General features: G+C 55.1%; 10 protein-coding genes. All 10 read right to left on the reverse strand.

Features of this window, described 5'->3' with window-relative positions:
• Nucleotides 1–203: 203 nt before the first annotated feature.
• On the reverse strand, nucleotides 204–1,475 hold the full coding sequence (locus ACOZB4_RS22120) for an endonuclease/exonuclease/phosphatase family protein (protein WP_379408340.1): 1,272 nt from the start codon (nucleotides 1,473–1,475) through the stop codon (nucleotides 204–206).
• Between the two features lie 145 nt (nucleotides 1,476–1,620).
• The gene (locus ACOZB4_RS22125) at nucleotides 1,621–3,300 is read right to left on the reverse strand and encodes a DUF4855 domain-containing protein (protein WP_379408336.1); all 1,680 of its coding nucleotides are present in this window, start codon (nucleotides 3,298–3,300) and stop codon (nucleotides 1,621–1,623) included.
• A 76-nt stretch (nucleotides 3,301–3,376) separates the two neighbouring features.
• Nucleotides 3,377–4,297 (reverse strand): carbohydrate ABC transporter permease, encoded by a 921-nt coding sequence (locus ACOZB4_RS22130; RefSeq protein WP_379408333.1) that lies wholly within the window; start codon nucleotides 4,295–4,297, stop codon nucleotides 3,377–3,379.
• A gap of 106 nt (nucleotides 4,298–4,403) precedes the next feature.
• A complete protein-coding gene (locus tag ACOZB4_RS22135) occupies nucleotides 4,404–5,300 on the reverse strand; it encodes a carbohydrate ABC transporter permease (protein ID WP_379408328.1) in 897 nt (298 codons plus the stop codon).
• A 1-nt stretch (nucleotide 5,301) separates the two neighbouring features.
• Nucleotides 5,302–7,887 carry a DUF5696 domain-containing protein gene (locus ACOZB4_RS22140; RefSeq protein WP_422759647.1) on the reverse strand — a complete coding sequence of 862 codons (2,586 nt, stop codon included), beginning with the start codon at nucleotides 7,885–7,887 and terminating at the stop codon, nucleotides 5,302–5,304.
• A gap of 21 nt (nucleotides 7,888–7,908) precedes the next feature.
• Nucleotides 7,909–9,963: a YIP1 family protein gene (locus ACOZB4_RS22145; RefSeq protein WP_379408318.1), complete on the reverse strand. Its 2,055-nt coding sequence runs from the start codon at nucleotides 9,961–9,963 to the stop codon at nucleotides 7,909–7,911.
• An 18-nt stretch (nucleotides 9,964–9,981) separates the two neighbouring features.
• Nucleotides 9,982–10,857: a carbohydrate ABC transporter permease gene (locus tag ACOZB4_RS22150; protein ID WP_256720520.1), complete on the reverse strand. Its 876-nt coding sequence runs from the start codon at nucleotides 10,855–10,857 to the stop codon at nucleotides 9,982–9,984.
• Between the two features lie 2 nt (nucleotides 10,858–10,859).
• Nucleotides 10,860–11,732, reverse strand: coding sequence for a carbohydrate ABC transporter permease (locus tag ACOZB4_RS22155; protein WP_379408310.1), 873 nt, complete (start codon nucleotides 11,730–11,732; stop codon nucleotides 10,860–10,862).
• Nucleotides 11,733–11,834: 102 nt separating this feature from the next.
• Nucleotides 11,835–12,113: a hypothetical protein gene (locus tag ACOZB4_RS22160; protein WP_379408304.1), complete on the reverse strand. Its 279-nt coding sequence runs from the start codon at nucleotides 12,111–12,113 to the stop codon at nucleotides 11,835–11,837.
• Complete coding sequence (locus ACOZB4_RS22165) at nucleotides 12,046–14,712, reverse strand: extracellular solute-binding protein (protein WP_379408301.1); 2,667 nt, start codon at nucleotides 14,710–14,712, stop codon at nucleotides 12,046–12,048. The genes ACOZB4_RS22160 and ACOZB4_RS22165 overlap by 68 nt, the downstream gene beginning before the upstream one ends.
• Nucleotides 14,713–14,775 lie beyond the last annotated feature (63 nt).

A 14,775-nucleotide genomic window follows, 5' to 3' on the forward strand; every position in this document is an offset into this window, starting at 1 on the left:
GAATGAGACAAATAAAAAACACCTTCAAGTAAATGCAACCATATCGTCAGATATGGAAACAATCTTGAAGGTGTTTTGTCCGTGGCAACAAGAGCAAGTTACTCCGTGGTAATCAAGATGAGCGCAATAAAGCTTAGATTAGCGACGTTCCCGTTTGAGAAGCCTTGGAACAGCTCAATGCAACGTAAGTGTTCTGCACCATTTCATCGCCCTGCGTTCGACCCGATTGTAAATGTCGTTCGCGCCAATTCAGTATATCCGTCGTCGGCGAGCAGTATGGCATCGTAAGTTCCGGCCGATAGGCTCAGGGAGTCGAAGCTGATCGTCCCGTTCGGCGGCTGCCCTTCGCTTGCATACTTCCAAACGATCGACGGATTGCCGATACCCGGAATTATGCCTTCCTGGTAAATGCCGATCCAATCCTTGCTGCCCGATGCGCTCGTATATGTTACGAGTATAGTCTCTTCTTGAGCATATGCCGGCTTATCCGTACATATCGTTACTCTGTCCGACAAATCGGGGGTCGGAGCGAGCTGCGTGCGGAATGTGGAGACAATTGCACGATGATCGGACGGCCAAGACGCAAGCACAATATCCGAATAGGGCCCGTTTTCGCCGACGATTTTGCTGTCCAGCGTAGTCGATGGTCCCGACGCATACACAAAATCGATGCGGTCATGTACTTCATTCGTGCCGATTTGTCCGTTTTCCCCCGGCGTCCACGTATTGGCAGGATGCTTAACCGGATTCGGGTGAATTTCACGGTATGAGTCGCGGAAATTTAACTGTTGCAGCTTCGCAGACACGGGCCATTGGATTGAAACGCCAAAATGATTGCTTTTTGTTGCATTCGTCCAATCGAGGTGGGACGGCACATTAAAATCGCCCGTAAGAAATACCGATAGTCCGCGGCTCGCAAGGTTCGGCAGCACTTCGAACCGACTCTTCATCTCCGCCATATGATATTTTTTTTCGTTGCTCAGCACATCATGTACAGATTTTCCGTCCCGTATGTCATAAGGCCCGTACGGATACGCAGACAGGTGCATGTTGCTCATCGCAACCACTTTGCCCGGCCTGACCTCAATGTAAACATACTCTCGCTGGTGCGCGTTGATAATGGGAAACCGGCTCATGATGTTATGGCCTTCGGCATAATAAAAACCGAGCTTTTGCGCAAGCGCGGCAAGATTGCCGCCTGGCTCCTGGATGCCGACGATATCGGCCCCGGCTGTCCGGATCGCCTCGGCGGTTTGATCGAAAGACACAACGCCTCCTCCAAGCCAAATGTTGAAGGTCATAACCTTCAGATCAACCGTTTCCTCATGCACCGCACTTGTAACGTTTGCTTTAGCTAATGCTGGAGTGCTAAACCCGGCCAGCAGCTTCACCGCTGCATTGCAAACAGCAACAACAACTGCAATACGGACCCGCTTGTGACGATGAAACAAGGCTTGGAGGGTGCATACCATCATACAACCAACCTCTTTTCCAATGATTTTTTGAACCATCAATTCAGGCGTGCATCTCAAAGCTGCAATATTGACGACACTTGATCTAGCCGAGCGTGATATGAGAGTGGGATGAGCAAATTGATAACGTATCGTATGAAATCAACGCTCATTCCGCCAGATCGGGCACCGTTTGCTTCACATAAGTACCCCTTACGAATTGATACATAAAGTCATAATTCGAACGCACGGTCGGATCGCTGCTTCTTGAGCTGTCCAGAAGGGAAGTATTGCCTTGATAATAAGCTTTGAAGGCACGGGTCATATATCCGTAATCGACGCCGCCATTCAAATATTCGATGAATCGCTTGCGCATCTCCTGATCTGTGTTCATCCGTTCATCCGTTTCAAATTCAACGCCGATCCCATACTGGCGGGCAAGCCCGGCCGCATCCTCGAGACGCGTCGCTTCTGTTTCGTTGAAGAAATGATTCGGCTGCAGAGCCACGGCGTCAAAGCCAAGCTGTTCCTTAGCGAAGCTGCCGTTTGCGTAAAAATGCGGAATCCAGAAAAACTTCTGCTTGTGATTGCTATGGACAAGATCGCTTGTATACCGGATCAACGGTTCATCAAATTGTTCACCGAGCCACGCGCTTTCGGCGAGCCAGTACATGCCAGACAATTCGAGATTGGAGTAGCCCGCCGCTGACCATCTTTGTTTAACTTGATCCATATACCAGCTTACTGCTTTTTGTCTGTTATGGAGAGCCGCTTCCGCGCCTACCTGGTCGGGATTGAAGTTCTCCGAAATGCTGTCGCCGTCAACGTCGCCAAAATCCGTCGTAGCGGTGTCCGGGTTAGGAATCATCAGCACGACTTTCGTACGGTGCTTCGGAGCGCCGAGTTTTTGACCGACTTCTGCAGTCGCATCGTTCAAATGCTTCATGTCGCCGTCCGCGCCAAACGTGGTGTCCAAGTACCACTGCCAATCTTCAAACAAGGCCGTGCTGCCAAAGTTTCGTTCCCCGCCTGGGGTCAGCAAACCAAGGTAAAGGACGCCATCATAAAACCAATCGGTCGGTTCACCTTGCTGGTCGACATAACTAATGTACGGGATAATTTTATCTTTTGTCCAGATGCCTTCTCCGTTTGGATACCAGCCGTTGTACAGCAACACAAGATCGCGGATGCCGTTCGTATCTTTGCCCGGTTCCAAATAAGCCGGCTCTTCAGGCTTGATCCCAACCGCATGCTTCGCTTTGCCGTCCGTACCCCAAATTTCAATTTCATCGAGGAATGTCCACGTTTGCGTCGTAAACGTAATTTTTACATAACGCGCATATGCCGATGAAGCGTTCTTGTTCGGATGCGGCAATCCGTCCGCTGCTGCGTCCCATATATAGAACTGTTCGGTTGCCGGTCCCGGCTCCCACAATGGAATTTGTGTATTCCGATGTGCCAGCGTCCCCCAGTTTTGGCCATCATTGGAGACGTACATCGAAACCGTTACGGGATAAAATATTCCCGCATTGCTGTCCTGCATAAAATGCGCTTTGATGGCGTTAATGGATTTGAAATCCTGCAAATCGAACACCACTTCTCTTGTGATACCGCGAAGATGTCCCTGCCAGCCGGGGTTCACATATTCCAAAGGCTCGTATACCCCATCGGTCAACTCGTTTCCGGAGTCAGGGTAACTTTCATTCGGAGCCGCTGAGTACTGATAGCTTGATTCAGCCGCCAGATTCCTTGGTGTTTCAGTTTCTTCTTGGGCCAGTGCACTTGGAGTAAGGGTAAACAGCATGACGGCAATGATCGTGAGTATAAATCCATTTTTTTTCGTAAACATCAGATTACCTCCCTATAAATTCTGGACCCGACATTCAGAGCCGGAATACGGTGGGTGTATCCATCATGACATTCGATCAGCCGACGATGCCCGAGCGTTCGACTCCTTCGACGAAATGCTTCTGCAAGAACAAGTAGAAGATCATCAACGGAATGATCACCAGTACGGTGCCCGCATTCAACCGAATAGAGGTCAGCATATATTCGGGCGAGCTCGCAGCCAGCAAACCGGGCAAAGACGCAAGCTGCATCGACAGCACTTTTGTATCCGTCAAATACATCGAAACGTAGAATGAATCGTTATACTGCCAGACGAATGAGAACAACACGACGGTGATGATCGCCGGCATCGCGTTCGGCAGCATAACCCGATAGAAAGTTTTGAATATACCTGCGCCGTCCACGAGAGCGGCCTCCTCTAGTTCTCCGGGAAGCGAGCGGAAAAATTGCTTGAAAATATAAATGTAAAGCCCGTTTTTTAGCCCCGTCGCCGTAATGGACGACAAGACAAACGGCCAATGGGTATCAAGCAGGCTGATACCCAGTCTGCCGGTAAACAGCTCTACAAGCCCCAACGGATCGAAATACCGAAAATGCATGTACGTCGGAATCATAATCGTCTGCGGCGGGACGATGATCGTGAAGACAACGAGCATAAATAGGAGGCCTTGCCCAGGATACTTCAAGCGCGCGAAGCCGTAGCCCGCCAGGGCGCAGGAAGCCGTCTGCAGGACGGCAGCCATGGCCGAGATGCCGATCGTATTGAGCAGCGCATCCATGTAATTCATTTTGTCTAGCACGAACACCAGATTGTCGAGGGTGGCATGCTTCGGAAACCAAATGATCGTTTGATCGTAAATGTCTTCTTTTCCCCGAAGGGCAAGTGAAATTTTCAACAGGATCGGATACAGGATGACATAGCCGATGCCCATCACGAGGACTGTGCGGAACAATGCCCATGACCAAGCCTTGATTTTGCCGGCGGCTGTTACAAGCATGATGCCCCTCCTCCAAATATAGTGTAGCTGCGCAAGCTCCCTTCAAGCACCGTTCAAGCTTCCACGCTGGCAAAAGCTCACAGCAGCTCCGATTCGGCAGCCAGCGCTATGAATCGTAATAAAACGCCCTGCGTGAAATGACGGCCGTGAACAAACCAAGCAGCAGCACGATGACGCCGAAATAGATCCAGGACATTGCAGCGCTCAAGCCGAAATCAAACAGCTTGAACGACGTTTCTTTCAGCAGGCTGGCCATCCGGCTGTTCAGGAACGAGTCGATGATCGTATAGATCACGTTGGTCAGGATGAGCGGCGCCATCATCGGAAATGTAATTTTCCAGAAATTCTCGTACCCTGTGGCGCCCTCGATTCGCGATGCCTCATAGAGAGACGGGGGGATCGACTGTAGCCCTGCCAGAAAAATGAGAATTTGCACGCCGGACGAGCTGATGATGTCATAGATTCGATCGACTGCGTCCGCCAAATAATTGACGAGCCCCCGGTTCATGCCCATATCGTACAGGATGCCTTTCAGCTCGAAGCTGCCGAGACTGCTGAAGCCGCCCTCTGCGAGCGTCTGCCCGATCGCCTGTGACATATAATCGGCCCAGCCCAGGCTGGAGATGACGCCGGTGGACACGATAACCGGCAGGAAGAAAATCATGCGCGCGAGCGACCGGCCCCTGAACCTCTGGTTCAGCACGGTGGCGATAAACAGGCTGAAAAAGATGATAAGCGGTACGTTCACAGCCATTCCGATGACCGACTCGGTCAGTATTCGGTTGAACGTCGCATGGACATAGAAGGCGTGCTTGTAGTTGTCCCAACCCAGATATTCAAGCTCCAGGCCGCTTTCCCCCAGCTTGAGCTCATGCAGGCTGAATTGAAAAGATTGGGCCAACGGGACAGCAAAGAGGAAAATGAATCCGATCAGCCACGGCAGCGTAAACAGCATGCCCATCAACGCCCTCTTGCGCTGAAGAGTGAAACGGACTTGACGCATGTCACTTCCCTCCTATCCGATAGCTTAGCGCACCGACGGCATAGCCGCCCGGTGAAACCGGTTTGTCGTTGTAATTGACCGTAATTGCCGTGCCGTCCTCATACGTGGTCCGGTAGACTCCTTCAGACAGCTTCTCGTGCCGGGAGATTCGCAGGTTCCGGACCGGCTTCAGTGCCTCGTTCACTTCCTTGTAGGCTGCGGCTGCTTCCTCGACCCAGTCCGCATAGCCGGCCGCGTACAGTTCGCGGGCTGCGGGAGACTTCAGCTCGGACGGCATGCTGTACACCCAGCGATAGTAAACGTTTGAACCCGTCTCAATCGCCTTCAAAATATTTTTTCGGGCATACTGGTCGTCCGCCTGGTTGAACGGCAGGCCGGCCAAATCCGCGTAACCGTGAAGAACCATCTGATAAAAAGGGACCGATTCGTCCTCCAGGTTAAAGCCGCTCGAAGCTGCAGGCGCATTCACAATCGTCTGCGCATACGGCAGCAAATAAGCGTTGCCGCCGCTCGCCATCAGATCCGGAAAGTCCGCGGACAGCTCAATCAGCTGAGATTCGACGATCGCTGCGCTCTGCTGCCGGTCTGTCGGCTTCTTCTGGTCGAAGTCGGAATAGAGCGTGTCGCCCAAATCCCGCAGCGACAGCCCGCCGATGCCGAGCGGCTTCACTGCCTTGGTGAAGCTGCGGATAACCGCAGGAAGCCGGACAGGAGACAGCGGGTAGTGGGAGAAGGACTCCCCATCGAGGATGAAGCTTGGCCTGTCGACACGGTACACGCTCGCAGTCTTCTGCGACATGTATTTGATCGCATCGCGTCCAGCGCGGAATCCGTGACCGTCCGTATAAACGTTCAGGAAGGCCGCGTCCGGATAGAACCTGACGCCCTGTCCGTGCAGCTTCTGCGCGAACTCGGTAAATGTCGCCCGTCCGCCAATCTCTTCACCAACCGCCACCCGCGACGGGTAACGATGTTGAGTCCCGCCGTTAAACCAGCCCATATAACGCAGCTTGACGGCTGTTACCTGTTCTTTGCGCAAGTCGGCAAGCACCTCCAGCGCCTGATCGAGCGTCGACAGCGGCGTGACCGCATCATACGGCACGCCCAGCATCGATTTGCGCGTTTCCATCCCGCCGACGAGCTCGAGCACGAACGGAGTGTCCGCCGCAGGTTCCAGCCTCCGCAGCCGGTTATGTTCGGCCAAATAGTCGCGATACAAAGCTGCCATCCCGGAGTAGTCTGCCTTGTCATCCGCCAGAAATCCGTAACGAACAACGATGTCCCCCCCGTACGGCGTTTTCTGGTGAACCGGATTCGTGCTTGTCGCCGAGTTTCCGGCGATGATCACCTTATCCCTGCTCGCTAGCGTGAATGACGGGGCGATATAGTTATAGCTGTTCAGCCTGCCGGCGATGTCAGCCTTGATGGATGCAATCGCGTCACCCTGCTCAATGATGCCAAGCCAAGCCGCGTCACCCGCCTTCATCCCAAATACAGGCAGTCGGACCGTCTCATGCTCCGCCAGCTTCTCATCCCTGGCGATCGCGCCGTCCTCTCCGTACACCGGAGCGAGGTATGGTGGTTCGACGGTCCGCCCGTTGTTCAGCCGTATAAGCGCTCCTGACCCATCGGGGACGAGCATGTAACCGGACTGCAATGAATCGGCCGCCCCGAAAAACTCCAGCAGCGTTATGGTATGCAGCGGCATTGTCCCCGTTTTCTCAATCGCTCCTGCATCAATGCGCACGACAAACTGCTCCCCGTCGAGCCTGTATTCGACCGGAATCGAAAATCGCGGCCGTCCGGAGCCCGCTTCCGGCTCCAGACCATTCTCTTCATCGTCGTAAGCCAGATCCTCCTCCCCGTACCCGACCTGATCTAAAATGTCGAGCACGGCAGACACCGCCAAACTGGGCAACTCCCGCCGCGTATACACATCGCGGTCTGCTTCATATTTGAAACGCTTTTTCATCTCGCTTACGGCCCGTTCGTCCGACAATCGGCTGATAATCCGCTCCTCGAAACGACTCCCGGTCATCACTCGCGGTATAGACTCAATCCCGCGGACGACCTGGCCGACCGTATACGTCACCTTCACCCCGTTCTCGATCGGTTCCGTTTCGAACTGTCCAAGCGCGACACTGTCCGCATAGCTGTCGTACTCTTGCTCCTGGCCCGTATCCAGCAAGTAGGACAGGAAAAACAGGGATGACAGCCGATCTTTATGCACTCCTGACGCGATTGGGTCCGATTCGCGGCTCGTGGGGTTGGAGTGCCACAATCGGCCGCTTTCCTTGTGCCTGACGGCAAACGACGTCGTCTGCCGGTCCATGAACAGCGTCAGCCGGCCGTTTTCGGCCGCCTTCTCCATCCCATCCGGAACGGCGCCCTGATCCTGAATCCAGGGGAGCGCGGGCGCCGAAGCGACTGCCGCCGTTCGGCTCGCCTCGAGCCGGGTTTCCGCTTCAGCAATTACGGCAGCCGGGTCGCCCGGCGCGGACAGCGAAGACAAGACAACTGCGGCCACAAGCGCAAGCGCCGAAACTCCGGCCGTGATGATAACGAACCGTCGCCAAAGCATGCTCATTCGCATCAAGCGCATCTCCCCTCATATCCGTAATGATAATTCCTGGTAGACCGTCAAAATAAAGACGACCAGTTGCTGAATCAAGCTAAACACCAATAGGGCCAAAAAAACGATGATGGCAATAACGACGACCGTCAAAACCATCGTCACGACAGTCTTTAGCGGCGTGTACTGATGCACCGTCAGCGTGGCCACGAACAGCAGACCGGCAAACCACAGCACGCCGATCGTGCCAAATAACGAGTAGAAGCTCAACTCCTGCAAGGTAATCATCCAGCCGAAAGCCAGCTGCAGCGTGCTGGCCAGCAGCAACGGCAGCATGGCATAACCGCTCGCGATAACGATCTCCTTGAACGTCCCTTCTCCGTCCATAAGCGTCGTCAGCGACCAGTTGGCCACGCACCAGACCAGAAACGGTATAACAATGAAGGCGAATTCCTTCACACTGTTGATCCGTTCCCACTGCCCGCCCGAGACGAGATAGCCGGAGTAGAAGGCGCGCAGGACAAAGATGAAGCCGACTAGCGCGACGATAGTCAACGCGACCCAGAGCCTACCCTTCCCTTCATATTTCAATTCCCAGAACTGCTTGAACGGTCTGACGGTCGTAAGCAGCGCGGTGCGGACTGGCCCATACTCGTCATCCGATGATCGCTTTGGCGCGAATCGCTTGGCGAGGACTAAGACCGCGATGGTAGCGGCGAGGCAAGCAAACAGCCAGGCAAAATTGTTCCACAGGAACGCTTTGCGGTAGCCGGCGAACGCCTTGGAAAAATACGGGCGCGAATCGCCGAACTTGAAACTCGCCATCGCCGCTTCGTAGTTCCCTTCCTCCAGTTGGGCCTTCCCTATGCCGATATGGGCAAGCTCAAGATTGCCGTTGAGCTTGCTCGCTTCGCGCCACAGCCTTGCCGCTTGCTCTTCCTTGCCATTGTAGTAAGCCGATGCCGCATCAAGCATACGCGAGCCGTAGCGTGTCGGCTTGAACAACGTGAGCCTGTTCAGTGCGCGGTCGAGCACAAGAATGTCCCGTCCGAACCAGGCTACATCCGCCGGCCCGCGGAAATTGCCGACCTTATCGCCGATTTGGCCGAACTGGAACAGCAGATTCCCGTCATAATCGTAGGCAAATGTGCGGCCTCGCTTGGAGTCCAGTACCAGGTAGATCTGGTCGGCGTCAACATCGATGGAGATCAGCGTAGAGCTACCACCGAAGCTGCCGGAACGCGTCGAGCGTAAATCTCCCATAACCGGAATCATGCCATCCTGCCTTAGAACGTCGATACCCGATGGATTGAGTCGCTTCACCATATCAATCGTAGTTCGGTTCTCCGTTGCCGTCGCATAGACGAATTGTTCGGCGTCGATAGCCAGATTGTTGAATTCGATTGGGACGTACAGCGCCATTTGCCGGCGCTGCGCATCGGTCGCGAGCTGCTTCCAGAACAGGTCTGCCGCGTTGAAGCGGACCGGATTTTTGCCGAAAAAGCCGCTGAAAGCCCCATTCGCATCAAATTCTACGATGCCGTCGAACACACCCTGACTGACCGCGAACAGCCGCCCCGCAGAGTCGAGTGCCAGCTTTGTTGGCAAAAATTTAAAATCCGCGCGAAGCGTCTCGGACTCAGGCGGCCCTACGATACGCACGAGCTTCCCTTCCCCGTCCAGCTCGACGATCCGCCCATTCTGCGTGTCTGCCACGTGAATATGTTGCTCCTTGTCGACGAAGACGCCTTGCGGCTTATTGAACGCATCGGCCTTGCCTTCGCGCTGGAAGGAATCGATAATCCGGACGAGCCGCCAATTTTCGTCCACCACGACAACGCGGTCGTTGCCCGTATCCGCGATATAGACGCGCCTGTCCGGCCCGACAAACAGATCCTCCGGATTATTGAAGGCCTCCGCATTCACAGTCCAGCCATAGATGACCTTATCCGGCATATACGGCAGCGGAGCCGGAACGGCCTCTCCGTCAGAGGAGTAATGATAGCCGTAATAGGGAGCCGCATCGGCTAGCGGGGGCGATGCCAGAGCAAGGACAAGCATAACGAGAAGCGGCAGCCATATCCGATTCATTCCTTTTGTCCCCCCCTCTCAATCTTTCATACCGGATGTCGACATCGTTTGGATAACGTTGCTTTGCGAGATAATGAAGATCGCAATCGGCACTGAGATCATGAGCAGCGTTGCAGCCATCGAGGGTCCCGTGCGCACGATGCCGCCCGCCAATATTTGCCCGAGCGCATGGTCGAGTGTCTTGAGCTGTTCGCTGTAGATGTAGATTTTGCCAGTGCCGCCCGCGCCCCACAACCCTTGAAAGGAGAAAATGATGAGCGTCATCCAGGCCGGTTTGACGATCGGCATCACGACCCGCCATAAGATCCGATACTCGCTGCAGCCGTCGATGCGGGCTGCCTCGAGCAGCGCGTCCGGTACCATTTGCTCCATAAACTGCTTCATCAGGAACAGTCCGAGCGAAGAGCCGAGCGCCGGAATGATGACCGCCCAATAGCTGTCCAGCAGGCCGAGCCACGACATCGTCATGTAGTTGGGAATGGCCGTCACATGCCCGGAAAACATGAGGGAAAGGACAACGATGGTAAAAAGCACGCCTCGCCCCCGGAAGCGGCGTTTGGCCAGCGGGTAAGCGGCCAAAGACGCCAGTATGACATGGCCCGCCGTGCCGACGACCGCAATAAAGACAGTGTTGAATATATAGCGCGTATATGGCACCCAGAATGAGGACAGCAAATAATATAATTCCGTAAAGTTTCGCAGCGTCGGATACCGGACGAAAAACCTCGGCGGGAACCGGAAGATCTCGTCGAGCGGCTTAAACGCGTTGCTGACGACAAACAGCAGCGGCAGCACCATAAAGGCGCCGACGCCAGCAAGCGCCAGAAACAGCAGAAGGTCGACGGCAAGCGAACGGTTCCATCTTCGATTACGTCGAATCCGTATCGTCGCCAACTTTATTCACCGACTTTCTTGAGCAGTCTTTGAACAAGCAAATTGGAGCCCAGCATCAAGACGAACAGCACGGTCGCGATCGCTGATGCATAACCCATCTCGTACCGGATACCGCCATAATCATCCAGATGGGTGACGATGGTGTGGCCTGCGTACTGCACGCTCGGAAACCCGGCGATCTGGGTCGAAACCTCGGCAATTGCGAATGAAGCTGTAATTTGGATAACCGCGCCAAACATAAGCTGCGGACGCATTGACGGGAGCGTGATATACCACAGCTCTTGCCAACGGTTACGGATGCCGTCGATTGCGCCGGCTTCGAACAGCGTTTTGTCCATCCCCTGCAGTCCTGCGATGAACGCCAGAAAACTTGTGCCCAGACTGAGCCAAAGCTGCACGATGATCAGAATCGGCAGGATGTAGTTGATGTCGGACAGCCACAATATGGGCTCCATAATGATACGGTTGCGCAGCAGGAAGGCGTTGATGAAGCCGTAGGAATCATTCGCAAACAGCAGCTTCCAGACGATAAAGGCGTTGCCCGACAAAGACGGGGCGTAGAACACAAGCGTGACGAAGGCGCGGATCTTCGGCGACACTTCGTTGATCAGCCAGGCCAGAACAAAACAGGCCAGATAGCTGATCGGGCCGGTAATCGTCGCGAGCAGGATCGTATTCTTCACCGCAATGAGGAACACTTCGTCGTTAATAAACAAACGGGCATAGTTGTTAAGCCCGACCCAGTTCGGGAACGCCAGCATATTGAAATCCGTCAGGCTGAGCAGCATAGACATGAGAACAGGCAGGACCGTAAATGTGAAGAAGATGGCGAAGAACGGCGCCAGCATCAAATAATCCTGCCGGCTCGCCTTCAACTCGAGCAGCAGCCTGCGGAATCGAGTCGGACGCTTCGTCCGAAATGGCGCCGCGCCTGCCTTCGTCTGTTTAGACAGTACGCTTATGATGCATCCTCCTCTCTAATCCGTTGGCAAATGAAATTCGCGACGTTTAACCTTAATTTCCTGGTTGATCGTCCGCGCGTAATCCTTCAGCGTCTCGCGCGGATTGGCCCCTTTGTTCAGCACCTCGAAAAACGCATTGTTCAGATGGCGCTTCGTGAAGTAGCCACCGGGCACGTCCGGAACACCGCGTACCCATTCCAGCTGCTCCATCAGCCGCTCAAAATCGTCAGCTGGCCAAGGCAGCTCCCGCAACGCCTCCAGATTGGCCGTCGGATACCGCGCTGCAGCGCCCATGAGGCGCCTCCAGCTCCCGGCCGAACGTCAGCTGGGCTTCCTTGCTGGTCCACCAGTCGATGAACGCCCAGGCGTTCTCCTTATTCTTCGCACGCTTGAACATGACCGAGCCGAGCGTGACGGACGCGCTTTCGCGATGGATTGCGCCTTCGCTTTCCGATGTTCCCGGGACAGGAGCGAAAGCCCATAAGCCGCGGATTTCCGGAGCGAAGACGACCAGTGAATTGTAGGTTGTGTAGTCCGCGATGCCCACCGGCATCTCGCCGATGCGGAACCGGTTGATGAAATCGAATTGCTGCGGTGCCTTGTAATTGACATATAGATCCGTCCACCGCTTGAAAGCCAACAATGCTTCCTCTGCATCCAATCCCGACGCCTTGCCTCCGTCCTTGTAATACGAGCCGCCGTTCTGGTACAACAGAATGTCCATTGTCACATCCGGCGTCAATCCGATCGACAGCTGTCGCTTGTTCAGCACCGGGATAAGCGCATACATTTCCTCCCATGTCTGCGGCACCTCTGCGCCGATCTCTTCCAGCACGTCTTTTCGGTAGAACAGCATCGGAAACGTCTGCTGCTCCGGGATAGAGTACACCCCGCCCTCGTACTCGAACGGGACGAACGCGCTGGTTGCAAACCGCTGCTTTACATGCTGGAACGAGTCAAAGGCCGACAGGTCCTGCAAAGCGCCACGCATGGCGAAATCGATGACATTGCTAGACGCGAGCGCCACATCAGGCCCGGAGCCGGCCAGCGTCGCTGGAAGCAGCACCGCCGGGTCGACTAGCCGCAAATTGACGGGAATGCCGGTCTGCGGGGTGAATGAGGTGTCGATCATCGATTTGATCAGTTGGGCCTGATCCCGCCCCCCTGTAACCCAGACGTCTACCGCCTCCGCCTCCTCGTCGGTCGCGCCGACTGCATCGTAATCGGTGAAAAACGACAGAAGGAACTGCCGGACGCCGTGTTCCGCATTAGCCAGCCACGATACGTCCGCTTGTGGAAGCCGGGCTTCTTCTGAAGCGACGATCAAATAATCGATTTCCAAAGGCAGTTCCTTCGCTGTCAACATCCACGTCCCCAAAGCGACGATATTGGATTTGAACGCATCCAGACGCTTCGCGATCGATTCCGGGTCGTCCGCCAGATCTAGCAACTGAAAGGCGACCGTATTCAGCACCGCCATCCGCTCACCCTTGCCTCCGTACAGCTGCTCCATGCTTCCGATCACGCCTTGAAGACGTCGGCCCTCCACCTCGAATGTCTCGCGCAGCTCGGAAATCCGCTTCTGCAGCTCATAATCGCGGAACGGGTCAGGGGACCCGCCAGTAATCATAATAATTTTACGGTACAGCTGGTTCAGCTCCAGCACGGATTGCTCGACGCTGCGGATATGCTGCGTCATTTCGCCCAATGTCACTTCGAGCGATAGCCTGTGCTTTCCTTTCGTCAAATAGAACAGATAAGGCTCTTCAGGATTGCCCAGCTGCATCATCTGCCACCCACCGCCCGGCTTGAAGCCGATACGGTTTGCTTCTGCGAAGGGAACCTGGCCGTCGATCTTGAGCCGCCGTGAAACTTCGAGGGACTGGACAAAATGCTGCCTATACTTCACGGCGATCTTGTACAGTCCATCCTGTGGCGCTTCGAACGTCCACTTAATGGATTGTCCCGGGATGCGCCAATTGTTGCCGCCAATCGTATTCAGCCGGATTTCCTTTGGATGAAACGGCTCGGTGGCGGGGCTGGACCGGTCGGCAAGCGGATACAAGGTCGGGCTCGATTTGACCGCAGCGTCTTCACCTTGCACGGAGATCAAGGTACCTTCCGCCGGTTTGCCGTATCCGAGCCGCTCGTACGATGCCCGCAGGTCGGCGTAAGCGGGTATTTCCTTGGCCGGGCGCAGTACCAAATAATCGACCAGCATCGGCTCCCGTACGGAGCGGAGTGTAATCCTGTGCTTTCCCTTGGCAAAATTAAACCGGTAAGGTTCCTCATAATAGCCGTCCGCATCGGAGAGCGCCACCTCCTCCCATCCCGGGATTTCCACCTGGGACGGCCTCATGTCGTTTCCGTTCGCATCCTGCTGGATGCGCTCCTCCTTGTTGCCCCAAGCACGTGGAAACAGCAACCTCTCTGCTTCGGTAAACGGAAGCTGACCGTCGATGAGCAGCGCCCTCTCAATCGCCTCGCTTCGGCCTTCCATTGGGTAATAGCGCACGTAGAGATGATAGAGGCCGCCCTCTTCGATGTCGACGTCCCAGCTGATCTCGCCGCTCTCTCCGGACAGAGCGGCGCTTCCTTCTGCCCCCTCGCGCTCCATGGCAACGACAGCGCCGGAACCACTGATCGGCTGCCGCTCTGCTTCAATCCGTATCTCGTCTGAGGGAAGACGCTCGTCTGCATGGTCCTGAAGATAGCGGGCGTACGAGCCCTCCTTCCCCTCGAAGGCTTCCTCTGGAGAGACAGTCTTAACTGCCGCGTCCGTTGCCGCTAGCGGCGCGGAGCTTCCATCAGGCAACAGCAGCAGTGTGGCCCAGCCAAGCACTCCGCATAGGACGGCTAACAAGCTTCGTTTCCAGATGGCTCGAACTCTCATCCGCCACTCCCCTCTTTGCTCGCGAACTTGTGCGGCATCCGGGAGACTTCCCGAAGCCCGGGC

Source organism: Paenibacillus sp. NPDC058898, assembly GCF_049316025.1.
In the GTDB taxonomy this organism is placed as follows: domain Bacteria; phylum Bacillota; class Bacilli; order Paenibacillales; family Paenibacillaceae; genus Paenibacillus_AQ.

What these genes read in the sequence shown, in the direction of transcription:
- ACOZB4_RS22160 (WP_379408304.1), bottom strand. Translation starts at nt 12,113, where the DNA reads ATGGGCGCTGCAGCGCGGTATCCGACGGCCAATCTGGAGGCGTTGCGG.
- ACOZB4_RS22125 (WP_379408336.1), bottom strand. Translation starts at nt 3,300, where the DNA reads ATGTTTACGAAAAAAAATGGATTTATACTCACGATCATTGCCGTCATG.
- ACOZB4_RS22130 (WP_379408333.1), bottom strand. Translation starts at nt 4,297, where the DNA reads ATGCTTGTAACAGCCGCCGGCAAAATCAAGGCTTGGTCATGGGCATTG.
- ACOZB4_RS22145 (WP_379408318.1), bottom strand. Translation starts at nt 9,963, where the DNA reads ATGAATCGGATATGGCTGCCGCTTCTCGTTATGCTTGTCCTTGCTCTG.
- ACOZB4_RS22165 (WP_379408301.1), bottom strand. Translation starts at nt 14,712, where the DNA reads ATGAGAGTTCGAGCCATCTGGAAACGAAGCTTGTTAGCCGTCCTATGC.
- ACOZB4_RS22120 (WP_379408340.1), bottom strand. Translation starts at nt 1,475, where the DNA reads ATGATGGTATGCACCCTCCAAGCCTTGTTTCATCGTCACAAGCGGGTC.
- ACOZB4_RS22140 (WP_422759647.1), bottom strand. Translation starts at nt 7,887, where the DNA reads ATGAGCATGCTTTGGCGACGGTTCGTTATCATCACGGCCGGAGTTTCG.
- ACOZB4_RS22135 (WP_379408328.1), bottom strand. Translation starts at nt 5,300, where the DNA reads ATGCGTCAAGTCCGTTTCACTCTTCAGCGCAAGAGGGCGTTGATGGGC.